Source organism: Streptomyces sp. NBC_00727 (assembly GCF_045161745.1).
Classification (GTDB): domain Bacteria; phylum Actinomycetota; class Actinomycetes; order Streptomycetales; family Streptomycetaceae; genus Streptomyces.
Genome location: NZ_CP108981.1, coordinates 2,160,306 through 2,182,523, shown reverse-complemented (window position 1 = coordinate 2,182,523; position 22,218 = coordinate 2,160,306). Strand labels below are relative to the sequence as shown.

Here is a 22,218-nt window from a genome sequence, read left to right as displayed (position 1 = left end):
CCCTGTCACCGGAACTCCGAGAGCCTGCGGTTGATCCCGACGATCGCCGCGACCGCGCCGAGCACGGCCAGCACCGCCGCGCCGACGGGCAGACCGCCCAGGGCGCCGCGGCCGTCGCGCGCGGCCCGGGTGAAGTCGTCCTGCTCGTGGGCCAGGGCGTCGCGCAGGGCGTCGTCCACCTTCTTGAAGGACTCGCCCGTGGAGTTCTCCTGGCCGATGATCTGCTCCAGGGCCGACTCGTAGTCACCGGCGTCGTCGGTCTTCCGGGCGGTCCGGTGGCGCTCCTGCCACTCCGCGACCGCCTTGGACGCCGCGGCGACCGGCTTGCCGCCCCCGGTGTCCCCGGTGTCGTCGGCGAGCTTCGCCGCCGCGGCCAGCTCCTCGCCCAGCGCCTTCATGCCCGCGGTGTAGTCCGTCTCGTACTTGTCGTTCCTGCCGTCCGCGGTGAGCACCGCACCCCGGGCGACCACCGTGAGGTTCTCGTCGGCGCGCGCCTTCAGCGAGTCGATGCGCGCCCGGTTGAGCACGTCCATGGACCGCTGCCCGTGCGAGTCGGCCTCCGCCAGGTCGGACCTGGCCACCGTGTGCCCGACCGCCAGCCACAGCAGCAGCACCGTCGCCGCGGCCGTCGAGGCGACCAGACCGTGGTTGAACACCCGGTTCGTGCGGCGGTGGTTGCGCCGCTGCGCCCACACCAGGACCGCCAGTGCGACGACTCCGGCGCCCAGCGAGAACCACGGCCGGGCCCGCGCGGAGCGGTGGTCGCCGTCGAGCCGGCCGGTCTCCGCCTTGTACAGCCGCTCGGCGGCCGGCAGCAGCTCGCCCGACATCTGCTGGTTCGCGTACCGCAGATAGGCACCGCCGAGCGGGAGCCCCTGCCGGTTGGCGGCGCGGGCGCGCTCGATCAGGCCCGCGTAGCGCGGGAGGCCCTCGTTGAGCGTGGTGATCTCGCGGCCGGACGTCGTCGCCGCGTCCGTGTTGGCCGCGGCCTTCACCAGCAGCCGGGACGCCTCCTCGATGTCCTTCACATACTGATCGTGCACCGCGCGCGGCTCCTGCGGACCGGCCAGGAAGCCGCTCGCCGCCGCCGCGTCCGCGTCGGCCAGCGAGCGGTAGATGCCCGCCGCGTCCGCGCTGAGCGGCTGGCTGCGCTCCACCACGTCGTCGGCCGAGGCCGCCCGGCCGCTGACCTCGAACGCCGTGACCGCCCCGAACGCGAGGACCAGCAGCGCCAGGACGGCCCCGATGATCTGGAGGCGGCCCGGTTCGGTGGTCGCCGCGGCGCGCAGCCGCCCGATCGCGGCGGCGCGGGCGCTCGGCTGCGGCGGCACGGGCACGGCCGCCGGCGCAGGCGGCTGCTCCGGTGCGCGGTACGGCGCCCGGCCCACACTCGGCGGGTGTGTCACTCGACCTCCCCCTCGGTCACTGACGGCGGCCCGCCCCCCGGCCGATCGGGGGACCGGTGGCCCGGCCAGAAGTATGGCCGCAGGGACCGGCACACACATCCAGAACGCCTGGATCGGGCACCGGACCACGCAGCGGCCGGCCCGGACCGGCCGCGGTCACACGGCATTCGATCAAGACAAGCGCCGTTGATCAAGGGCGGACGGCACGATCCCCCGACGGACCGTCCTCCCCACCATCAACACGTCCGGGGCGACCGATCGGTTCCCGTACGCGAAAGGCGCCCCGCAACCCGCGGGCCACGGGGCGCCCCTGACGGGCCGGAGGTCAGGCGTACTGCGCCCGCAGCCTCGCGTGGACGTCCGGCGCCGCGCCCGTGTGGTCCAGGCCCAGGAGCCCGGCGCCGAGCACCGGCGACTCCTGCACCACGCGCACCACGGCCTTCGGGGCCCGGGCGGCCAGGAGTTCGGCGATCCGGTCGTCCAACTGCGGGTGGCGCGCCGCGAGTACGCTGCCGCCCAGCAGCACCGGCGCCTCCTCGCCGAGCAGCCCGAGGCGGGTCAGCGCGACGGCCGCCAGCGCCACGACCTCCTCGGCCAGCCGGTCCACCAGGGCCCGGGCCACCGGGTCGCCCGCCGCGCCCGTCGCGAAGAGCACGGGGGCCAGTTCGTGCCGGCGCTCCGGCGCGATGCGGCCCAGGTGCAGCGCCTCGATCAGCGCGTACATCGAGCCGAGCCCGAAGTGCGCGGGCAGCGCCCGGGCCAGCTCGGTCGGCTCGCCCCGGCCGTCCTCGGCGCGCGCGGCGAACCACATCGCCTCCTCGGACAGACCCGAACCGCCGCCCCAGTCACCGGAGATCCGGCCTATCGCGGGGAACCGCGCGGTGCGCCCGTCCGGGACCATGCCGACGCAGTTGATCCCCGCGCCGCACACCACGGCCACGCCGCGCGGCTCGTCGACCCCGGCCCGCAGGATCGCGAAGGTGTCGTTGCGGACCTCGACCGTGCGGCCCCAGCCGCGTGCGGCCAGCGCCGCGGTCAGCTGCTCCTCCTCGACCGGCAGGTCCGCGTTGGCCAGGCAGGCGGACACGTGGGCGACCCGCCCCGCGTCCGTACCGGCCTCGGACAGCGCCCGCCCCACCGCCGCGCCGAGCACGTCGACGGCCGTCTCCACACCGACCACCGGCGGCTGGAACCCGCCGCCCCTGGCCGTGGACAGCACCGAGCCGTCCGCACCGATGAGGGCCACATCGGTCTTGCTGTTCCCCGCGTCGATCGCGAGGACCGAACCGTTCACGCCCACGCGAGGTGCTCCCGGTTGTGCGCGATCAGCTTGTCGGTGAGCGCCTCGGCGTACTCGAACTGGCCGATCAGGGGGTGGGCGAGCAGCGCCTTGAACACCCGGTCCCGGCCGCCGTGCAGCGCGGCCCGGAGGGCGAGGTCCTCGTACGCCGTGACGTCGGCGATCAGCCCCGCGTACAGCGGGTCCAGGGCGGGCACGGCGAGCGGCGTCGCGCCCGAGCGGTCGACCTTCGCCTGGACCTCGACGACCGCGTCGTCCGGCAGGAACGGCAGCGTGCCGTTGTTGTACGTGTTGACCACCTGGTGCGCCGAGCCGCCGCCGCCCAGGAGCGCCGCCGCCAGGTCCACGGCCGCCTCCGAGTAGAAGGCGCCGCCGCGCTTGGCGAGCAGCGCGGGCTTCTCGTCCAGCGCCGGGTCGCCGTACATCGCCAGGAGCTCCTTCTCCATGGCGGCGACCTCGGCGGCCCGGGAGGGCTTGGTGCCGAGCTCGCGGACGACCTGGTCGTGCGCGTAGAAGTACCGCAGGTAGTACGAGGGGACGACGCCGAGCCGGTCCACGATCGCGCGCGGCATGTGCAGGTCGTCCGCGATGGCGTCGCCGTGCTCGGCGATCAGCCGGGGCAGCACGTCCTCGCCCCGGGGGCCGCCGAGGCGCACCCCCAGCTCCCAGGTCAGGTGGTTCAGCCCGACGTGGTCGAGGTGCACCTCGCCGGGGGCCACGTCGAGCAGCGCCGCGAACTTGCGCTGGAAGCCGATCGCCACGTTGCACAGGCCGACGGCCTTGTGGCCGGCCTGGAGGAGGGCGCGGGTGACGATGCCGACCGGGTTGGTGAAGTCGATGATCCAGGCGTCCGGGTTGGCGCGCCGGACCCGCTCGGCGATGTCCAGGACGACCGGGACCGTGCGCAGGGCCTTGGCGAGGCCGCCGGCCCCGGTGGTCTCCTGGCCGACGCAGCCGCACTCCAGCGGCCAGGTCTCGTCCTGGTTGCGGGCGGCCTGGCCGCCGACGCGCAGCTGGAGCAGGACGGCGTCCGCTCCGGCGACGCCCGCGTCGACGTCCGAGGTGGTGACGATGCGGCCCGGGTGGCCCTGCTTGGCGAAGATCCGCCGGGCGAGGCCGCCCACGAGGTCGAGCCGGTCGGCGGCCGGGTCGACGAGGACCAGCTCCTCGACCGGCAGCGTGTCACGCAGCCGGGCGAATCCGTCGATCAGTTCGGGGGTGTAGGTGGACCCGCCACCCACTACAGCGAGCTTCATGGTTCAGCCCTTTACTCCGGTCAGTGTGACGCCCTCGACAAAGGCCTTCTGTGCGAAGAAGAAGACGACGATCACAGGGGCCATGACCAGAACGGTCGCGGCCATGGTCAGGTTCCAGTCGGTGTGGTGTGCGCCCTTGAAGGACTCCAGTCCGTAACTCAGCGTCCAGGCGCCGGGGTTCTCGGAGGCGTAGATCTGGGGGCCGAAGTAGTCGTTCCAGGCGTAGAAGAACTGGAAGAGGGCGACGGCGGCGATGCCCGGCTTGGCCATCGGCACCACCACGCGCAGCAGGGTGCGCAGTTCGCCGCAGCCGTCGACCTTCGCCGCGTCGAGGTACTCGTCGGGGATGGTCAGCAGGAACTGCCGCAGCAGGAAGATGGAGAACGCGTCGCCGAAGGCCATCGGGATGATCAGCGGCCACAGCGTGCCGGACAGGTCCAGCTGCTTGGCCCAGAACAGGTACATCGGGATGACCACGACCTGCGGCGGCAGCATCATCATCGAGATGACGAGCATCAGCGACAGATGCCGGCCGCGGAAGCGGAACTTGGCGAGCGCGTACGCCACGGGCAGCGAGGACACCACCGTGAGGACGGTGCCCAGACCCGCGTACAGCAGGGTGTTGCGCCACCAGGTCAGGAAGCCCGGGGTGTCGAACACCCGCTTGTAGTTGGCCCACTCGAAGGGGTGCGGCCACAGGTCCCGGGTGAGGGCCTGCTGGTCGCTCATCAGCGAGGTGAGCACGAGGAAGACGAACGGCAGCACGAAGAAGAGCGCGGCGGCCACGCCGAGCGAGTGGACGGCGATCCAGTGCAGCAGCGCCTTGCGGCGCGCCACGCGCTGGGCCGGGGTGACGGGGTCACTCACCGGTCCGGCGGCCTTCGGGTGGTCGAGAACCTGCGCCATGTCACTCACCTGCCTGGATCAGTCCGCTGCGGCGCCGCATCAGCAGTGCGGTGAACGCCATGGCGAGGACGAAGAGTACGAGCGCGACCACACAGGCGGAGCCGTAGTCGAAGCGCTGGAAACCGAGGTTGTAGACCAGCTGCGGAAGCGTCAGTGTCGACTTGTCGGGATAGCCGGGTTCGAACTGCTGGCCCGAGCCGCCCATGACACCGGACGCGACCTTCCCGGCCACCAGGGGCTGGGTGTAGTACTGCATCGTCTGGATGATGCCGGTGACCACGGCGAACATGATGATCGGCGAGATGTTCGGCAGCGTGACGTACCGGAACCGGTGGTACGCGGTCGCCCCGTCCAGCTCCGCCGCCTCGTACTGCTCCTTCGGTACGTCGAGCAGCGCGGCCATGAAGATCACCATCAGGTCGCCCACCCCCCACACCGCGAGCGCGGTCAGCGCGGGCTTGGACCAGGTGGCGTCGGTGAACCAGCCGGGCGTCCCCATCCCCAGGTCCCCGAGGATCGAGTTGACCGGCCCGGTCCCGGGGTTGAGCAGGAAGACGAAGCCCAGCGTGGCGGCGACCGGCGGGGCCAGGTACGGCAGGTAGAACAGCGTCCGGAAGACGCCCGTACCTGTCTTGATCTTGGTGATCAGCAGCCCGACACCGAGTCCGAAGACCACCCGGCAGGCCACCATCACGACGACCAGCCACAGCGTGTTGCGCAGCGCCGGCCAGAACAGGGGGTAGTCGTTGAAGACGAACGACCAGTTCTTGAAGCCGCTGAACTCGGGGGCGGTGAAACCGTCGTAGCTGGTGAAGGAGAAGTAGACCGTGGAGATCAGCGGGTAGGCGAAGAAGACGCAGAACCCGATCAGCCAGGGCGACATGAAGGCCGCCGTCCGAAGCGCCGACCTGCGGCGCTTCGAACGGAGTGTGTACGTGCTCATGGTGTCGGCTCTACTTCGCCTGGGCGATCGCCGCGTCGATTTCCTTCGCGGTCTTCTCCAGGCCCGCCTTGATGTCCTTCTGCTCGCCCTTCTCGACGTCGTAGCCGAGGTTCTGCAGCGAGGTCAGGTACGCGCCGCCGTTCACCGAGGGCGGGGTGGTGGTGGACTTCGGGTTGGCCGCGATGTCCAGGAAGGTCTTGAAGCGCGGGTCGTACTTCAGCTTCGGCGACTTCAGCGCGGCCAGCGTGGAGGGCACGTTGTGGATGGCGTTGGCGAAGTTCACCACCGCGTCGGTGTCGGTCGTCATGAACTTGACCAGCTCCCAGGCCGCGTTCTGCTTGCTGGAGGTGGCCGCGATCCCCGCGATCGTGCCGGTCAGATACCCCTTGCCGTACGTGTCGGCCTCGTCGTCGGCGACGGGCATCGGGGCCACGCCGATCTCGAACTTCGGCTTGGTGTCCTCGGCCATGCCGAGCCGCCACTCGCCGTCCAGCTGCATCGCCACCTGGCCGGTGTGGAACGGGTGCTTGGCGCCCCACTCGTCACCGAAGCCGGCACGGAACTTCTCCAGCTTCGTGTAGCCGCCGAGCGAGTCGACCAGCTTCTTCTGGTTGGTGAGCATCGCGGCGAACGCCGGGTCCTTCGCGATGTTCGACTTGCCGTCGGCGTCGAAGTAGCTGGGGTTCCAGCCGCCGAGGTAGTGCTCGGTGGTCGCCTCGTAGCCGTGGTAGGTCGGCATGAAGCCCAGCTGCTCGTACGAGTCGCCCTTGGTCTTCGTCAGCTTCTTCGCGTCGGCCGCGAACTCGGACCAGGTCTTCGGCGGGTTCGCGATCCCGGCCTTCTCGAACGCGTCCTTGTTGTAGTACAGCCCGTACGCGTCACCCAGCAGCGGGACCGTGCAGCGCACCCCGTCGAACTGGGTGTACTCGTTCATCGCCTTGGGGAAGGTGGTCTCGGGGTCGATGCCGTCCTTCTCCAGGAACGGGTTGAGGTCCACGAACGCCTTCGAGGAGCAGAACTTGCCCACGTTGTTCGTGGTGAACGACGAGACCACGTCCGGCGCCTTGGAACCGCCGGCCCGCAGCGCCTGGTTGATCTTGTCGTCGGTCATGTTGCCGACGACCTTCACGTGGATGTTGGAGTGGGCCTTCTCGAAGGCGGCGATCGTCGCCTCGATGCCCTTCACCTCGCCCGGCGCGCTCCAGCCGTGCCAGAAGGTGATGGTCGTCTCCTTGGACGCGTCGTCGTTGGCCCCGGAGCCGCTCTGCCCGGTACAGGCGGAGGCGAACAGGGCTATCGCGGCGGTCGCGGCGAGTGCGGCGGCCGGCTTCCGGCGGTTTCCGGACATGGTGAGGTCTCCCGGTGAAGCGGTGGGCGGCGAAGGACGGAAGGACGGAACGTGTACGGGGAAGCGGTGGCGCGAGGGGTCAGCGCGAGGTGTCGAACACTTCGTCGCGGGTGGTGGCGAGCGCGCTCTCCAGCGCGCCGCGCAGTACGGGCCGGTGGGTGACGTCCCCGGCGAGCAGCCGGGGCCTGGACGCGGCGAGTTCGGCCAGCTCGGCGGCGACCCGGCCGCGCAGCTGCTCCCCGCCGCGCGAGAACAGCGCACCGGAGAGCACGACGATCTCCGGGTCGAGGACCGCGACCAGGGAGGCGAGACCGGTCGCGAGGCCGGTGGCGAACCGGTCGAGCAGCGCGGCGTACGGCCCCTCCTGACCCTGCTCCACGGCCTCGGCGGCCCGGCCCACCAGCTCGGCGGCGATGTCGTGATGGGTGCCGGAGCCGGGCACCACGTCCTCGATGCCGAGCTCCCGGGCCAGCCGCGCGAGCACCTGGGCGCCCGCCAGCTCCTGGAAGCCGCCCGCGTTGGCCTTGGTGACCTGGCGGACCAGCGGCGCCCCCGGCACCGGCAGGAAGCCGACCTCGCCGGCGCCCCCGGTGAAGCCCCGGTGCAGCCGGCCGTTGATCACCAGGGCGGCGCCGAGCCCCTCCTCGTTCCACAGCAGGACGAAGTCGTCGTGCCCCCGGGCCGCGCCGCGCCGCTGCTCGGCCACCGCGACCAGGTTCACGTCGTTCTCGTACTCGACGGGCATCGGCAGCACGGCCGCCAGCTCGTCCAGCAGCGCGGGGGAGTGCCAGCCGGGCAGGTGCGAGGCGTAGCGCAGCCGCCCGGTGTTCGGGTCGAAGGCGCCCGGCGTGCCGATGACCACGCGGTGCAGATCCGCCCGGGTCAGCCCGGCGTCCGCGACCGCCCCGTCCAGCGCCTCCGTCACCTCGCGCACCACGCTGTCGGCGCGCCGCCCGGGGGTCCGCAGCTCGAACTCCCCGACCGTCTCGCCGGTCACATCGGCGACGGCGGCGACGATCCGGTGGGCGTTCACATCGAGCCCGGCGACATGGGCGGCCGCGGCGTTGACCGCGTACAGCTGGGCGTTCGGCCCGGGGCGGCCGGCCGCGGTCCCGGTGGCGACGACGAGCCCGGCGGCTTCGAGACGGGCCAGCAGCTGGGAGGCGGTGGGCTTGGAGAGCCCGGTGAGCTTCCCGATCCGGGTCCGCGAGAGGGGGCCGTGCTCCAGGAGCAGATCCAGGGCGGCCCGGTCGTTCATGGCGCGCAGAACGCTGGGGGTGCCCGGCGTGGTTCCGGCCATGAGCACTGCACCTGTCCCTCTGTTAGGAAAGTTTCCTGTTCGGTGAGAGGAAGGTAGGGCCGGGGACGTCGGGGCGTCAATGACCTGACCACCGGTGGCAACCAAAGCGTTACCTGGCTGGAAACGACAGCGGCCGGGGACCACGCGGGTCCCCGGCCGGGAGGGCTACTTCGTGGTGCTCGGCGGCGGGATCGGGGTCGCCGCCAGCGACTGCGGGGAGGTCGCCGATGCGTACGCCGAGGGGGCGGCCATCCCGGCCGTGGGATCGGCGCCCTCCGGGGCCTCTTCCGGGGTGCCGCCCACCATGCTGATGCCCGCCGCGTCCAGGGCCACCTTGATGCGCCAGCGCAGCTCGCGCTCCACGCCGACCGCCTGGCCCGGCATGGTCTTGGCGCTCACCCGGACCGTCATGGACTCCAGCAGCACCGTGTCCAGGCCCAGGATCTCGACCGGGCCCCACAGGCGCTCGGTCCAGGGATCCTCCTTGGCCATCTCCTGGGCGGCCCCGGTGATCACCGCACGGATGCGTTCCAGGTCCTCGGTGGGGCGGACCTGGACGTCGACGCCGGCGGTGGACCAGCCCTGGCTGAGGTTGCCGATCCGCTTGACCTCGCCGTTGCGGACGTACCAGATCGCACCGTTCTCGCCGCGCAGCTTCGTGACCCGCAGGCCCACCTCGATGACCTCGCCGGAGGCGACGCCCGCGTCGATCTGGTCGCCCACGCCGTACTGGTCCTCCAGGATCATGAAGACCCCGGACAGGAAGTCGGTGACCAGGTTGCGGGCGCCGAAGCCGAGCGCCACACCGGCGACACCGGCGGAGGCGAGCAGCGGGGCCAGGTTGATCTGGAACGCGCCCAGGATCATCAGCGCCGCGGTGCCCAGGATCAGGAACGAGGCCACCGAACGGAGCACCGAGCCGATCGCCTCCGACCGCTGGCGGCGCCGCTCCGCGTTGACCAGGAGACTGCCCAGCGCGGTGCCCTGGACGGCCTGCGCGCTGCGGTTCATCCGTTCTATGAGCTTGGTCAGGGCGCGGCGGATCGCGATGCGCAGGACGATCGCGATCGCGGCGATGAGGACGATCCGCAGGCCGGTGTTCAGCCAGGTGGACCAGTTCTCCTCCACCCACCCCGCGGCGTTGCCGGCCTGCTTCGCGGCTTCGTCCAGCGAGCCGCCCGGCTCGGGTGACGGGGCTGCGGCCAACAGGGCGGACAGGGGCACGGCTGAACCTCCAGGGGGCGAGCGCTGAGCGGAAGAGCGCTGAACAACCACACTAACGGGGCATCACCCGTGCTCCGTTGCCGTGACCGGGGGGAGAGACGCGGCTCACCCGGAGATACGGAACGGATAAGGACCGAGGAGGCCCCGAGCGGCCCGGCGGGGAAAATTCCTTCCCGCCCGTTACCCGCACGTGGTGGCGCTTCGACCAGGCGTGAGGGGAGACTGAGAGCGGAGATCGTCCCGGCGCGAGCCACGTGCCGCCGGCGTACAAGGAGGCATCCGTGCCGCATGTCCTGGTTCTCAACGCGTCGTACGAGCCGCTCGGCGTCGTACCGCTCCGCCGCGCGCTCGTCCTCGTCCTCGAGAACAAGGCCATCTGTCTTGAGGAGTCCGGCGCCCTCATGCACAGCGCCACCCGGGCCGTCCCGGCCCCCAGCGTCGTCCGTCTCAAGCGGTTCGTCCGCGTCCCCTACCGGGGGCCCGTGCCACTGACCCGGCGGGCCCTGTTCGCCAGGGACGGCGGGCGCTGCATGTACTGCGGGGCCGCCGCGACCAGCGTCGACCACGTCATTCCGCGCAGCCGCGGCGGGCAGCACGCCTGGGACAACGTGGTGGCGGCCTGCCGCCGCTGCAACCACGTCAAGGCCGACCGCCATCTGCCCGAGCTCGGCTGGCGGCTGCACCAGCAGCCCGCCCCGCCGACCGGACTGGCCTGGCGGATCATCGGCACGGGCCACCGCGACCCGCGCTGGCTGCCCTATCTGCAACCGTTCGGCGCGGACGACGCGATGGCCCGGATCGACGGCATCTCAGCCTGAGACCGGGCCTGTGCGCTTTCCGGGGCGGTACGCCGTGCCGGGGCCCGGTCCGGGGTGCGCGGCGGCGGTCCGGCACGTGGTCCGGGGGCGGTCAGCCACGCCCTGGTCCCGTCAGTCGCCCTTCGCCACCGCGTACGCCCGGACGGACCACAGCGAGATCCCGTACTTCGTGGCCCGCTCGTCGCCCTGGACGCGGACGAACCGGGTGTCCTTGGCGTCCATGCGCACCGACTCGTGGCCGCCCGCACCCTCGCGGACGGTCGCGGCGGTGCGCCAGGTGCGGCCGTCGGCGGAGACCTGGACGCGGTAGCGGGAGGCGTACGCGTCCTGCCAGTCCAGCTCCACCTTGCCGAGGCGGACCGCGGCGGGAAGTTCCGCCTGCCACCACGCGTCGTCCTCGGCCGGTGAGGACCAGCGGGTCTCCGGGTCGCCGTCGGACGCGGCGGACGCCGGGAAGCCGGCGGTCTCGTCGCCCGACGAGGAGGCGGTGGCCCCGCGCAGCAGGTCGGGACCGGCGGTGCGCGGGTAGGCCCGGACGGTCAGCGTGGTCTTCTCGTCGCCGAAGGAGAACGGCACCTCGTACTCACCGGCCGGGGTGTCCGCCGGCACGGTGATCTCCACCGGGACCTCGGTCCGCGTCCCGCGCGGCACGGTCGTACGCTTCGGCACCCGGACCTCGATGCCCTCGGGCGCCTTCGCGGTCAGCCTGCCCCGCACCTCGGCCGGGCGGCGTCCGGACAGCCGGGCCCGCACCTCCTGCGGCCCGCCGCCGATCACCGCGTCCGTCTCGCCGCGCGCCAGGTCCAGCCGGGCGGCGGGCTCGTCGCCGAACCAGGGCACCAGGGAGCGCACGTCCGGGGCCGTCCCCGCGCCGACGGACACGCCGGCCAGCGGCGGGATGATCAGCGGCGGCGCCCCGGCGACCAGGGGCGTCGCGGCCGGCCAGCTGATCCGGACCGCGTCGGCCCGCAGCCCCTCGCCCGCCGCCTGGGTCCAGCCGCTCGCCGACAACGGGCCGAGCGTCAGCCAGCCCTCGTCCGGCACATGGGCCTGGACCGTCGCGCCCGCCGCCGCCTCGCCGCCCGGCAGGGTCGTCGCGGTGACGGCCTCCAGCGGGCGGGCCCGGTCCAGCCGCACCGTATAGCTGCCCGGCGCCTCGCTCACCCTGCCGCCGGACCGGTCCGTGCCGGTCCAGGAACGGGCCTCGTCGCGGACCCGGTCGAGGAACGGGCCGAGCACGCCCTCGCCGACCTTCGCGCCGCCCGCCGCGACGTCCTCGCGGACCGGCTCCAGCGCCAGCGACGCCCGCCACGCGGCGGCCCCGTCGCCCCGGGCCTGGGCGCGCAGCAGGTCGACGGCCAGCTCGCCCGCGTGGCCGTAGCGCGCCAGCTGCGAGGTCCAGGGGCGTACCTCGGCGCCGAGCCGGCCCCCGGCCACGCCCGCGAGCCGCCCCGGGGCCCCGCGCATCTCGCCGAACGCGGCCCGCAGCCGGTCCGCCGCCGTGTCGAGCGCCTTGGCGTCGTCGCCCGCGTACGCCTTCCAGAACGCGGCGATCAGGGGCCGCAGATACGCGGACTCGGTGGAGCCGAGCACGGAGCCCGCGCTGTTGCCCGCCAGGGCCCGCAGCGCGTCGCCGCTGCCGCCGGCGGAGCCCGCGAGGTCGTCGATGGCGGCCTGCCAGGACTTCTCGGAGTCGTAGGCCCTGGGATTCCACGCGAAGTCGGCGGCCGTGAACAGCGGGATGCGGGAGGCGGCCGGCTGCTCCATCGCGTTGGCCAGCAGCGCCGCCGAACCGGCCGCGACCGCCGGGTCCCGGCCGGTGTACGGGCCGAGGAAGATCCGGTCCTGGGCGTAGTCGTTGACCGGGTAGTTGTCCATGGTCACCAGCGGATGCCCGAACGCGGCGCGCGCCTGCGCCAGTTCCGTGCCGGTGATGGTCCTCGGCACGACCCCGACGCCCGTCCAGGCGACCTCGACGCCGTCCGCCAGCTCCCCAGCGAGCGCGGTGCGGTACTCCGTGGTGCCGTCCTGGTAGAACTCCGTCGGCATCACCGACAGCGGCCGCGCGCCCGGGTGACGCTCCGCCAGGTGCCGGGCCACGCCGTTCACGACGCGGGCCTGAGCCCGGGCCGCCGCCCGGGGCCCGCTGCCGAAGGCGTCCGCGTCGGCCGCGCAGTGCCACTCGCTGTAGCTGACGTCCTGGAACTGCACCTGGAAGACCCGCACCCCCAGGTCCCACATCGCGTCGATCTTCCGGCTCAGCGCCTTCAGGTCGCGGTCCGAGGACAGGCACATGGACTGGCCGGGGGCCACCGCCCAGCCGAGCGTCACGTGCGAGGCCGCGGCGCGCTCGGCCAGCGCCCGGAAACCGGCGCGCCGCGCCGCCGGGTACGGGTCGCGCCAGCGGGCCTGCCGGTACGGGTCGTCGCCCGCCGCGTAGAGATAGCGGTTCTGCTTGGTGCGCCCCAGGAAGCCGATCTGCGCGAGCCGGTCCTCCTGGCTCCACGGCTGCCCGTAGAACCCCTCGGTGAGCCCGCGCACCGGGGTGGAGGGCCAGTCCCGGACGGTGACCCCGGCGGCCTTGCCGCCCCGGACGAGCTGGCGCAGCGTCTGCACGGCGTGGAACAGGCCGTCCTCACCGACGCCCTCCAGGGCCACGGTGTCCCGCTTCGCGACCCGGCCGGCCGCCAGCCGGTAGCCGCCCGCGGGCAGGTCCGCCCGGTCCGCCGCGCCCAGCGCGCGCAGCGCGTCCGCCGCCCCGTCGCCGCCCACCCGGATCACCGGCCCGGCGCCCGGCAGAGCCTCGTGGACCGTCCGCACCCCGGCGTCCCGCAGGACCGTGCGCAGCGCGTCCACGGCGTACGGATCGGCCTCCGCGTCCGCGACCAGGGTGACCTCGCCGGTCAGCGCGACGGCCGGTCCGGCCGCCGCCATGTTCTGCGGGCGCGGCCACACGGCGGGCGGAGCGGAGCCGGCCGCACGGTCCCGGTCCGCGGCGGAGCGGGACGCCGGGTCCGGGGGAGCGGCGAGCGCCGGCGGCGCCCCTGCGGCGAGCAGCCCGCCGAGCACGGCCACGGCGACAGCCGTCGCCCGCGTCCTGGCACTGAGCCGCATCCCTGTCTCTCCCCTCGTCCCACCAGTGGGTTCCGAGCCCACCACCCCGCGCGCGAGAGTGTCAATGCGCGAGGCGATCGGTGCGGAAATGCCCGGTTGTGACCGGTGTGATGAGCGGGGTGCGTGCGACGGGCTGATACGCGAAAGACAGCGCCGAATGGCCGAAAAAGGCGGACGTCTTGCGGACAGCGGGCCCTTCGGGAACGGAATGTGACCCGGAGCACGTTGAACTCGTTGTTGTAACGCCTACGTCTGCGGCAGCGCCCGCTGGGTAGGCCGTCTCTGTCCTGTTCTCCACGGCCAGGAGGCCACCATGCCCGCCACCGCGCAGCTCCCGCTCTCCGCCCTCTCCAAACAGGCATCCGGTCCCGCCCCGCTGATCAGCGCGTCCCCCGCCACCGTGCCCGGCCCGCTCACGAGCGAATCGCCGCTCGCCGACGCCATACCCCTGACCAGCGAGCCCCCGCTCGCCGAGGCCGTCCCCCTGACCAGCGAGCCGCCGCTCGCCGTCCTCGCCCCGCTGACCAGCGAACCGGCCGCGTCCGGCAGCGCGTGGGGCCCGGAGTCCCCAGGAGTCTGAATGGGCTTGTCCCGGCTCGCCGCACTGCACGGCGTCGCCACCTCCTTCTCCCCTTCCGCCGGTGTCACCGAGCCCGTCCCCGAGACCACGGTCGTCGCCGTGCTCGGCGCGCTCGGCGTCGACGCCACCACGCCCGAAGCGGTACGGGACGCGCTCGCCGCCGCCGAACCGGCGGCCCGCGCCCGGCTCCTCCCGGCCACGCTGGTGGTGTGGTCCGGAGAGCCGCTGCCGCCCGCGCTCACCGCCCTGCCGCCCGGCACGGAGCTGTCCGTCCGGCTGGAGGAGGCCGACGAGCCGGTGCCGCTGCGGGTGCCCGCCGGGGAGCCGGATCCGGCCGAACCGGGAAGCGCCTGGTGGGCCGAGCCCCCGCTCGGGGTGCACCGGCTCACCGCCCACGCGCCGGGCCGCGAGCCGCAGGACTGCACGCTCGTCGTCGCCCCGGACCGCGTACCGCAGCCGCCCGGCCGCAGCCACGGCCTCCTCGTCCAGCTCTACTCCCTGCTCTCCGCCCGCTCCTGGGGCATGGGCGACCTCGGTGACCTCGCCGACCTCGCCTCCTGGTCCGGCCGACGGCTGGGCGCCGGCTTCGTCCAGATCAACCCGCTGCACGCGGCGGTGCCCGGCGACCCCACCGACCCCTCGCCCTACCGCCCGTCCTCCCGCCGCTTCCCCGACCCGGTGCACCTGCGCGTCGAGTCCGTCCCGGAGTACGGGCACGTGCCGGACCCGCTGGCCCTGGACGCGCTGCGCCGCAAGGGCGCCGAGCTGCGCGAAGCCGTCCTGGACAAGGGCGCCCTCATCGACCGGGACGCCGTCTGGGCGCTCAAGCGGCAGGCCCTCGACCTGATCCTCGGCGTCCCCCTCACCCCCGGCCGGCACGCCGCCTACTGCGACTTCCTCGCCGCCCAGGGGCAGGCCCTGGAGGACCACGCCCTGTGGTGCGCCCTGGCCGAGGTGCACGGCCCCGACTGGCACGGCTGGCCCCAGGAGCTGCGGGATCCCCGCTCCGACGCCACCGCCCGCGCCCGCGCCGGACTGCTCGACCGGGTCGACCACCACTGCCGGCTCGCCTGGCTGACCGACACCCAGCTCGCCGACGCCCAGCGCGCCGCCCTGGACGCCGGGGCGGCCGTCGGCATCGTCCACGACCTCGCGGTCGGCGTGCACCCCGGCGGCGCCGACACCTGGGCCCAGCAGGACGCCTTCGCCCACGGCATGTCCGTCGGCGCGCCCCCGGACGCGTTCAACGCGCGCGGCCAGGACTGGGGCCTGCCGCCCTGGCGCCCCGACGCCCTCGCCGCCTCCGGCTACGCCCCGTACCGCGGGCTGCTGCGCGGCCTCCTCGCCCACGCGGGCGCCCTGCGCATCGACCACGTCATGGGGCTGTTCCGGCTCTGGTGGGTGCCCGAGGGCCGCCCGCCCACCGAGGGCACCTACGTCACGCACGACGCGGAGGCGATGCTCGCCGTCCTGGTCCTGGAGGCGCACCGGGCCGGCGCCGTCGTCATGGGGGAGGACCTGGGCACGGTCGAGCCCGGCGTCCGCGAGGCGCTGGCCCGGCGCGGCGTCCTCGGCACCTCGGTGCTCTGGTTCGAGCGGGACTGGGCGGGCGACGGCCGCCCCCTCGCCCCCGAGCGGTGGCGCGCGGACTGCCTGGCCACCGCGACCACCCACGACCTGCCCTCCACCGCCGCCCGGCTGACCGGCGACCATGTGACGCTGCGCCACCGCCTCGGCCTGCTCACCCGCCCGCTCGACGAGGAACTGAGGGAGGACCGCGCGGAGATCGCCGAGTGGCTGGCCCTGCTCACCCGGCTCGGGATGCTCCCCGAGGGCGGCGGCGACGAGGAGGCGGCCGTCCGGGCCGTCCACCGCTTCCTGCTGCGCACCCCCGCGCGCATGGCCGGGGTCTGGCTGCCCGACACCGTCGGCGACCGCCGCCCGCAGAACCTGCCGGGCACCTGGGACCAGTACCCCAACTGGCGGCTGCCCATCGCCGACGCGGAGGGCGTCCCGGTCACGCTGGAGCAACTGGCCGCCTCGCCCCGGCTGCACCGCCTGATGGACGTCCTGCGCACCGCCGAGGCGCCCCCGCAGACTCGTACGGCACCCCCGGGCGCGCGGCCCGCGTAGGCGTTCGCTACGTTTGCACCGTGGACAAGAAGAACGCTATGCGCGCCGGCGCCGTCGCCGCCGGAACGACGCTGATGATGCTGCTCATGTCGTCCCCCGCGCTCGCGCTCACCCGCGACGACGGCGACGACCCGGGTCCCGGCCTGAGCGTGATCGACACGATCGGCCTGTACGTCGTGGCGCCCATCGCCCTGTTCGCGGTCATCGCGGGCCTGGTCATGGTCCTCGACAAGTCCAAGAAGCAGGCCTGACCCACCTGCCCGGCGACCGGGGCCCCGCCCCGGTCCCGCCCCGCACGGCACGGGTGCGCCGCACGGTAGCCACTACCGCGTGGCGCACACCCATGTCCGGACCCGGATGCGGCGGTAGGTTGCGGCCATGACCGAGTGGGACGTCAAGAAGCTCCGCATCCTGCGCACCCTGCGCGACCGGGGCACGGTCACCGCGACCGCCGACGCCCTGCTGATGACCCCGTCGGCCGTCTCCCAGCAGCTCTCCAACCTGGCGAAACAGCTCGGCGTGCCCCTCCTGGAGGCCCAGGGCAGGCGCGTCCGGCTGACCGACGCCGCCCATCTCGTCCTGCGCCACGCCGAGGCGGTCTTCGCCCGACTGGAGCGCGCCGACGCCGAACTGACCGGCTATCTGCGCGGCGAGGCCGGCGAGGTCCGCGTCGCCGCGTTCGCCACCGCCGTGCCCGCCCTCGTCGTCCCCGCCGTGCAGCGGCTGCGCGCCGACGGCCGCCCCGGCCCCGAAGTCCGGGTACGCGAGGCGGAAGCCGCCCAGGCGTTCGAACTGCTCGCCGCCGCCGAGGCGGACCTCGCCCTGTCGCTCGCCGCCCACGCCCCGACGGCCCGCGACCCCCGGTTCTCCGTACTGCCGCTGCTCGCCGACCCCCTCGACGTGGCCCTCCCGGCCGGCCACCGCCTCGCGGACGCGCCCGGGCTGCGGCTGGCCGACCTGTCCGCCGAGCCGTGGATCTTCGGCGGGTCGGAGCCCTGGTCGGAGATCACCGTCTCCGCGTGCCGGGCCGCCGGCTTCGTACCCGAGCAGGCGCACAGCGCGTCCGGCTGGACCGCGATCCTCGCCATGGTCGCCGCCGGCCTGGGCATCGCCCTGGTCCCGCGCATGGCGTCGGCGGAACGGCACGGCAGGGACGGCGTCGTGATGCGGGTCCTGGACGCGGACCGGCCCCGGCGCCACGTCGTCGCCGCTGTCCGGCGCGGGAGCGAGGACGCCCCGGCGGTGTCCCGGGTCCTCGCGGCGCTGCGCGAGGCGGCGGAGCCGTACGGGGACGGCGCGGAGCCGTACGGGGACGGCGCGGAGCCGTACGGGGACGGCGCGGAGCCGTACGGGGACGGCGCAACCGTTCAGTAGAGCTGAACGATTCGTGCGGAAACTTTCGATGGACCTACCGACTTCCGTCGTACGACAGTGGGCGCATGACCACCGAACAGAATGAGATCCGGCACGACGATCCCCACGCCAACGACGCGGCCCCGTACGGGGGCGGTGACCCCTACGCCGACTACCGCACCGCCGACCTCCCCTTCACCGAGCTCGTCGACCTCGCCGACCGCCGCCTCGGCGCGGGCGTGATCGCCGCCAACGACGAGTTCTTCGCCCAGCGAGAGAACCTCCTCGTCCGGGAGCGCGCGGTCTTCGACCCCGAGCACTTCGGCCACAAGGGCAAGATCATGGACGGCTGGGAGACCCGCCGCCGGCGCGGCGCCGACGCCGGGCACCCCTTCCCGGCCCCCGACGAGCACGACTGGGCGCTGATCCGCCTCGGCGCCCCCGGCGTCATCCGCGGCATCGTCGTCGACACCGCCCACTTCCGCGGCAACTACCCGCAGCGCGTCTCCGTGCAGGCCACCTGTGTCCCGGGTTCGCCCGGTGCGGAAGAGCTCCTCGCCGACGACGTGAAGTGGGAGGAGATCGTCCCGCCGACCCCCGTACGCGGCCACGCCGCCAACGGCTTCGAGATCACCGGCGGACGCCGCTACACCCACATCCGCCTCTGCCAGCACCCCGACGGCGGCATCGCCCGCCTCCGCGTGCACGGCGAGGTGGTCCCCGACCCGTCCTGGCTGGCCACGCTCTCCACCTTCGACCTGATCTCGGTCCTCAACGGCGGCAGTTACGAGGACGCCTCGGACCGCTTCTACTCCTCGCCGACCCAGATCATCCTGCCCGGCACCTCCCGCAAGATGGACGACGGCTGGGAGAACCGCCGCCGCCGGGTCCGCGACACCAACGACTGGGTCCGCTTCCGGCTGCCCGCGCAGGGCGCCGTCCGCGCGGTCGAGATCGACACCGCCTACCTCAAGGGCAACGCGGCCGGCTGGATCGCCCTGCACGGCCGGGACGGCGAGAGCGGCGAGTGGTTCGAGATCATCCCGCGCACCCGCCTCCAGCCCGACACCCCGCACCGCTTCCCGCTGCCGACGGAGGCCGTGGTCACCCACGTACGCCTCGACGCCTTCCCCGACGGCGGGGTCGCCCGGATGCGCCTGCACGGCTCCCTGACGGAGTCCGGCGCGGCCGACCTGACCGCCCGCTACGAGGCGTCGGCCTAGGGGGTGTCCCGCCCGGCGGACGGCTGCGCTTCAGCGCCTGCCCGCCGGGCGGTTTCCAGCAGGGCCGGGGCCTGTCCGGCCCCGACCCGCAGGACACGGCCTACGCGGTCGCGGCCGCCGCGTCCGCCGTCCGGGCCCGCAGCGCGCGCTCCACGCCCGAGCGGGACTCCGAGATCAGCCGGCGCAGACCCGCGCCCGGCTCCGCCGAGGCCAGCCAGGCGTCCGTGGCGTCCAGGGTCTCCTGTGAGACCTGGAGCGCCGGGTACAGGCCGATCGCGACCTGCTGGGCCATCTCGTGGCTCCGCGAGTCCCAGACGTCCTTCACCGAGGCGAAGAACTTCTCCGTGTACGGGGCCAGCAGCTCACGCTGGTCCGTCTGCACGAAGCCCGCGATGACCGCCTCCTGGAGGGAGTTCGGCAGCTTGTCGGACTCGACGACCGACGCCCACGCCTCGGCCTTCGCCTCCTCGGTCGGCCGCGCCGCACGGGCACAGGCCGCGTGCCGCTCGCCGGCCGCCGTGCGGTCGCGCGCGTACTCGGCGTCGATCTCCTCCTCCTCGATCAGCCCGGTGGCCGCGAGCCGCTGGACGAGCGCCCAGCGCAGGTCGGTGTCCACGGTCAGGCCCTCGACCGCCTCGGTGCCGTCGAGCAGCGAGCGCAGCAGGTCCAGCTGCTGCGGGGTGCGGGCGGTGGCCGCGAAGGCGCGCGCCCAGGCCAGCTGGTGGTCGCTGCCCGGCTCCGCCGCGCGCAGGTGCGCGAGCGTCGCGTCGGTCCACTGCGTCAGACCCGCCTCGCGCCACTCCGGCGTCGCGTACTGGTCCAGCGCCATCTTCACCTGGCGGTGCAGCGACTGCACGACGCCGATGTCCGACTCCTTGCCGATGCCGGACAGGACCAGCGCCAGGTAGTCGCGGGTGGCCAGCTCGCCGTCGCGGGTCATGTCCCAGGCGGACGCCCAGCACAGGGCGCGCGGCAGCGACTCGGTGAAGTCGCCCAGGTGCTCGGTGACGACCCGCAGCGACTCCTCGTCGAGGCGGACCTTCGCGTACGACAGGTCGTCGTCGTTGAGCAGGATGACGGCCGGGCGCGCCTGGTCGGCCGGGAACGGCACGGTGGTGCGCTCGCCGTCCACGTCCAGCTCGATCCGGTCCGTACGCACGAGCTTGCCGGCCTCATCGAGGTCGTAGCAGCCGATGGCGATCCGGTGCGGGCGCAGCGTCGGCTCGCCCTTGGCGCCGGCGGGCAGCGCGGGCGCCTCCTGGAGCACGGTGAACGAGGTGACGCGGCCGTTCTCGTCGGTCTCGGTCTCCGGGCGCAGGACGTTGATGCCGGCCGTTTCCAGCCACGCCTTCGACCAGGTCTTCAGGTCGCGTCCCGAGGTCTCCTCCAGCGCGCCCAGCAGGTCGGTCAGCCGGGTGTTGCCGAAGGCGTGCGCCTTGAAGTACGCCTGGACGCCCTTGAAGAACTCGTCCATGCCGACGTACGCCACCAGCTGCTTCAGGACCGATGCGCCCTTGGCGTACGTGATGCCGTCGAAGTTGACCAGGACGTCGTCCAGGTCGCGGATGTCGGCCATGATCGGGTGGGTCGACGGCAGCTGGTCCTGCCGGTAGGCCCACGTCTTCATGGAGTTGGCGAACGTGGTCCACGAGTGCGGCCACCCCGAGCCCTCGGCGTACGCGAGGCAGGCGATCGAGGTGTACGTGGCGAACGACTCGTTCAGCCAGAGGTCGTTCCACCACTCCATCGTGACGAGGTCGCCGAACCACATGTGGGCCAGCTCGTGCAGGATGGTCTCGGCGCGCGTCTCGTACGCCGCGTCCGTCACCTTGGACCGGAAGACGTACTGGTCGCGGATGGTGACCGCGCCCGCGTTCTCCATCGCGCCCGCGTTGAACTCCGGTACGAAGAGCTGGTCGTACTTGGCGAACGGGTACGCGTAGTCGAACTTCTCCTGGAACCAGTCGAAGCCCATCCGGGTCACGTCGAAGATCGCGTCCGCGTCCAGGTACTCGGCGAGCGAGGGCCGGCAGTAGATGCCCAGCGGGACGGTCCGGCCGTCCTTCTCGTAGCTGCTGTGCACCGAGTGGTACGGGCCGACGATCAGGGCCGTGATGTACGAGGAGATGCGCGGCGTCGGCTCGAACGACCAGACGTCGTCCTTCGGCTCCGGCGTCGGCGAGTTGGAGATCACGGTCCAGCCGGACGGGGCCTTCACGGTGAACCGGAAGGTCGCCTTCAGGTCGGGCTGCTCGAAGCTCGCGAAGACCCGGCGGGCGTCCGGCACCTCGAACTGGGTGTACAGGTAAGCCTGTTCGTCGACCGGGTCGACGAAGCGGTGCAGGCCCTCACCGGTGTTGGTGTACGCGCAGTCGGCGACGACCTTCAGCTCGTTGGCGCCGGCCTGCAGGTGCGGCAGCGTGATGCGCGAGTCGCGGAACACCGCCGCGACGTCCAGCGCCATGCCGTTCAGCTCGACCTCGTGCACCGCGGGGGCGACCAGGTCGATGAAGGTCTCCGCACCGGTTTCGGCGGAGTCGAAGCGCACGACGGTGACGGACCGGTAGGTCCCGCCCTCCTGCGCTCCGGAGAGGTCGAGATCGATCTCGTACGCGTCCACGGTCAGCAGGCGCGCCCGCTCCTGTGCCTCTTCGCGGGTCAGATTCGTGCCAGGCACGCGGTCATCTCCTTGTTCTGTGATGTTTCCCGCCATACTTCCACGGGACCCACACCCAGGGCGATGTCCGTTTTCCGCCGGACCGGGGCGTCGCGGCGCGGCACGCTCGGGACCATGACCACTTACGAGGCACGCGCCATCGAACCGGACGCGCTCGGTGAACTCCGGAAGACCGACGACGCCGGACAGCCCTGCGTCCCGTACGCCGCCACCGAGGGCGGCGACCCGCTGCGGTGCTGCCTGCGCGGCAGCGAGCCGGGGGAGCGCATCGCCCTCGTCTCCTACGCCCCGCTGCGCCGCTGGGCCGCGGCGGCCTGGGCCCGCCCGGGGGCGTACGACGAGCAGGGCCCGGTCTTCATCCACGCCGACGCCTGCGAGGGGCCGGAGCCCGGCCGGAAGGGCTACCCCTTCTCCCGCGCGGGCGCGCTGCGCACGGTCCGCCGCTACGACGCGGACGGCCGCATCGTGGGCGGCCGGCTGCTGGGGATCCCCGCGGACGAGGAGCGCGGCTACGACGAGGCGTTCACGGAGGCCTTCGCGGACCCGGCGGTGGCCCTGGTCCACGTACGAGCCGTGGAGTACGGGTGCTGGCACTTCGAGGTACGGCGCCCCTGAGCGCCCCCGGGGCTCCGCCCCG

The 22,218-nt window shown here is 73.4% G+C and carries 17 protein-coding genes; 7 read left to right on the top strand and 10 right to left on the bottom strand.

Annotated elements, in window-relative coordinates; all coding sequences use genetic code 11:
* Positions 1-5: 5 nt before the first annotated feature.
* The 8 genes from OG242_RS09730 to OG242_RS09695 form a co-directional block, all read right to left on the bottom strand.
* Positions 6-1,406, bottom strand: coding sequence for a hypothetical protein (locus tag OG242_RS09730; protein ID WP_405897764.1), 1,401 nt, complete (start codon positions 1,404-1,406; stop codon positions 6-8).
* A gap of 325 nt (positions 1,407-1,731) precedes the next feature.
* Positions 1,732-2,706: an N-acetylglucosamine kinase gene (locus tag OG242_RS09725; protein ID WP_405897763.1), complete on the bottom strand. Its 975-nt coding sequence runs from the start codon at positions 2,704-2,706 to the stop codon at positions 1,732-1,734.
* On the bottom strand, positions 2,697-3,962 hold the full coding sequence (locus tag OG242_RS09720) for a 6-phospho-beta-glucosidase (RefSeq protein WP_405897762.1): 1,266 nt from the start codon (positions 3,960-3,962) through the stop codon (positions 2,697-2,699). The genes OG242_RS09725 and OG242_RS09720 overlap by 10 nt, the downstream gene beginning before the upstream one ends.
* A 3-nt stretch (positions 3,963-3,965) precedes the next feature.
* Positions 3,966-4,868 (bottom strand): carbohydrate ABC transporter permease, encoded by a 903-nt coding sequence (locus OG242_RS09715; RefSeq protein ID WP_405897761.1) that lies wholly within the window; start codon positions 4,866-4,868, stop codon positions 3,966-3,968.
* Position 4,869: 1 nt separating this feature from the next.
* Entirely contained in the window at positions 4,870-5,811 is a 942-nt protein-coding gene (locus tag OG242_RS09710; RefSeq protein WP_405897760.1) for a carbohydrate ABC transporter permease, read from the bottom strand.
* A 10-nt stretch (positions 5,812-5,821) separates the two neighbouring features.
* Positions 5,822-7,159 carry an ABC transporter substrate-binding protein gene (locus OG242_RS09705; protein WP_405897759.1) on the bottom strand — a complete coding sequence of 446 codons (1,338 nt, stop codon included), beginning with the start codon at positions 7,157-7,159 and terminating at the stop codon, positions 5,822-5,824.
* Between the two features lie 79 nt (positions 7,160-7,238).
* The gene (locus OG242_RS09700; protein WP_405897758.1) at positions 7,239-8,459 is read right to left on the bottom strand and encodes an ROK family protein; all 1,221 of its coding nucleotides are present in this window, start codon (positions 8,457-8,459) and stop codon (positions 7,239-7,241) included.
* 165 nt (positions 8,460-8,624) lie between these two features.
* Positions 8,625-9,683, bottom strand: coding sequence for a mechanosensitive ion channel family protein (locus tag OG242_RS09695; RefSeq protein WP_405897757.1), 1,059 nt, complete (start codon positions 9,681-9,683; stop codon positions 8,625-8,627).
* 281 nt (positions 9,684-9,964) lie between these two features.
* Here OG242_RS09695 and OG242_RS09690 point away from each other — a divergent pair, with 281 nt between their 5' ends.
* On the top strand, positions 9,965-10,501 hold the full coding sequence (locus OG242_RS09690) for an HNH endonuclease (RefSeq protein ID WP_356322447.1): 537 nt from the start codon (positions 9,965-9,967) through the stop codon (positions 10,499-10,501).
* Between the two features lie 111 nt (positions 10,502-10,612).
* Here the strand turns inward: OG242_RS09690 and OG242_RS09685 are convergent, their stop codons facing one another.
* The gene (locus tag OG242_RS09685; protein ID WP_405897756.1) at positions 10,613-13,615 is read right to left on the bottom strand and encodes a beta-N-acetylglucosaminidase domain-containing protein; all 3,003 of its coding nucleotides are present in this window, start codon (positions 13,613-13,615) and stop codon (positions 10,613-10,615) included.
* A gap of 313 nt (positions 13,616-13,928) precedes the next feature.
* Here OG242_RS09685 and OG242_RS09680 point away from each other — a divergent pair, with 313 nt between their 5' ends.
* The 5 genes from OG242_RS09680 (at position 13,929) to alc (ending at position 18,904) form a co-directional block, all read left to right on the top strand.
* Entirely contained in the window at positions 13,929-14,195 is a 267-nt protein-coding gene (locus OG242_RS09680) for a hypothetical protein (protein WP_405897755.1), read from the top strand.
* Complete coding sequence (gene malQ / locus OG242_RS09675; RefSeq protein ID WP_405897754.1) at positions 14,196-16,328, top strand: 4-alpha-glucanotransferase; 2,133 nt, start codon at positions 14,196-14,198, stop codon at positions 16,326-16,328.
* A gap of 20 nt (positions 16,329-16,348) precedes the next feature.
* On the top strand, positions 16,349-16,579 hold the full coding sequence (locus OG242_RS09670; protein ID WP_405897753.1) for a hypothetical protein: 231 nt from the start codon (positions 16,349-16,351) through the stop codon (positions 16,577-16,579).
* Positions 16,580-16,706: 127 nt separating this feature from the next.
* Positions 16,707-17,702 (top strand): LysR substrate-binding domain-containing protein, encoded by a 996-nt coding sequence (locus OG242_RS09665; protein WP_405897752.1) that lies wholly within the window; start codon positions 16,707-16,709, stop codon positions 17,700-17,702.
* A 65-nt stretch (positions 17,703-17,767) separates the two neighbouring features.
* Positions 17,768-18,904 carry an allantoicase gene (gene alc / locus OG242_RS09660; RefSeq protein ID WP_405897751.1) on the top strand — a complete coding sequence of 379 codons (1,137 nt, stop codon included), beginning with the start codon at positions 17,768-17,770 and terminating at the stop codon, positions 18,902-18,904.
* Between the two features lie 100 nt (positions 18,905-19,004).
* On the opposite strand, the gene pepN is transcribed toward alc, so the two are convergent.
* On the bottom strand, positions 19,005-21,581 hold the full coding sequence (gene pepN / locus OG242_RS09655; RefSeq protein WP_405897750.1) for an aminopeptidase N: 2,577 nt from the start codon (positions 21,579-21,581) through the stop codon (positions 19,005-19,007).
* Positions 21,582-21,695: 114 nt separating this feature from the next.
* Between pepN and OG242_RS09650 the strand changes: the two genes are divergently transcribed.
* Positions 21,696-22,196 (top strand): DUF1203 domain-containing protein, encoded by a 501-nt coding sequence (locus OG242_RS09650; protein WP_405897749.1) that lies wholly within the window; start codon positions 21,696-21,698, stop codon positions 22,194-22,196.
* The last annotated feature ends 22 nt before the right edge of the window (positions 22,197-22,218 follow it).

Coding starts and splice junctions, on each gene's coding strand:
- OG242_RS09720 (WP_405897762.1), bottom strand. CDS start 3,962: ATGAAGCTCGCTGTAGTGGGTGGCGGGTCCACCTACACCCCCGAACTG.
- OG242_RS09715 (WP_405897761.1), bottom strand. CDS start 4,868: ATGGCGCAGGTTCTCGACCACCCGAAGGCCGCCGGACCGGTGAGTGAC.
- OG242_RS09710 (WP_405897760.1), bottom strand. CDS start 5,811: ATGAGCACGTACACACTCCGTTCGAAGCGCCGCAGGTCGGCGCTTCGG.
- OG242_RS09705 (WP_405897759.1), bottom strand. CDS start 7,159: ATGTCCGGAAACCGCCGGAAGCCGGCCGCCGCACTCGCCGCGACCGCC.
- OG242_RS09700 (WP_405897758.1), bottom strand. CDS start 8,459: ATGGCCGGAACCACGCCGGGCACCCCCAGCGTTCTGCGCGCCATGAAC.
- OG242_RS09685 (WP_405897756.1), bottom strand. CDS start 13,615: ATGCGGCTCAGTGCCAGGACGCGGGCGACGGCTGTCGCCGTGGCCGTG.
- OG242_RS09680 (WP_405897755.1), top strand. CDS start 13,929: ATGCCCGCCACCGCGCAGCTCCCGCTCTCCGCCCTCTCCAAACAGGCA.
- malQ (WP_405897754.1), top strand. CDS start 14,196: ATGGGCTTGTCCCGGCTCGCCGCACTGCACGGCGTCGCCACCTCCTTC.
- OG242_RS09665 (WP_405897752.1), top strand. CDS start 16,707: ATGACCGAGTGGGACGTCAAGAAGCTCCGCATCCTGCGCACCCTGCGC.
- alc (WP_405897751.1), top strand. CDS start 17,768: ATGACCACCGAACAGAATGAGATCCGGCACGACGATCCCCACGCCAAC.
- OG242_RS09650 (WP_405897749.1), top strand. CDS start 21,696: ATGACCACTTACGAGGCACGCGCCATCGAACCGGACGCGCTCGGTGAA.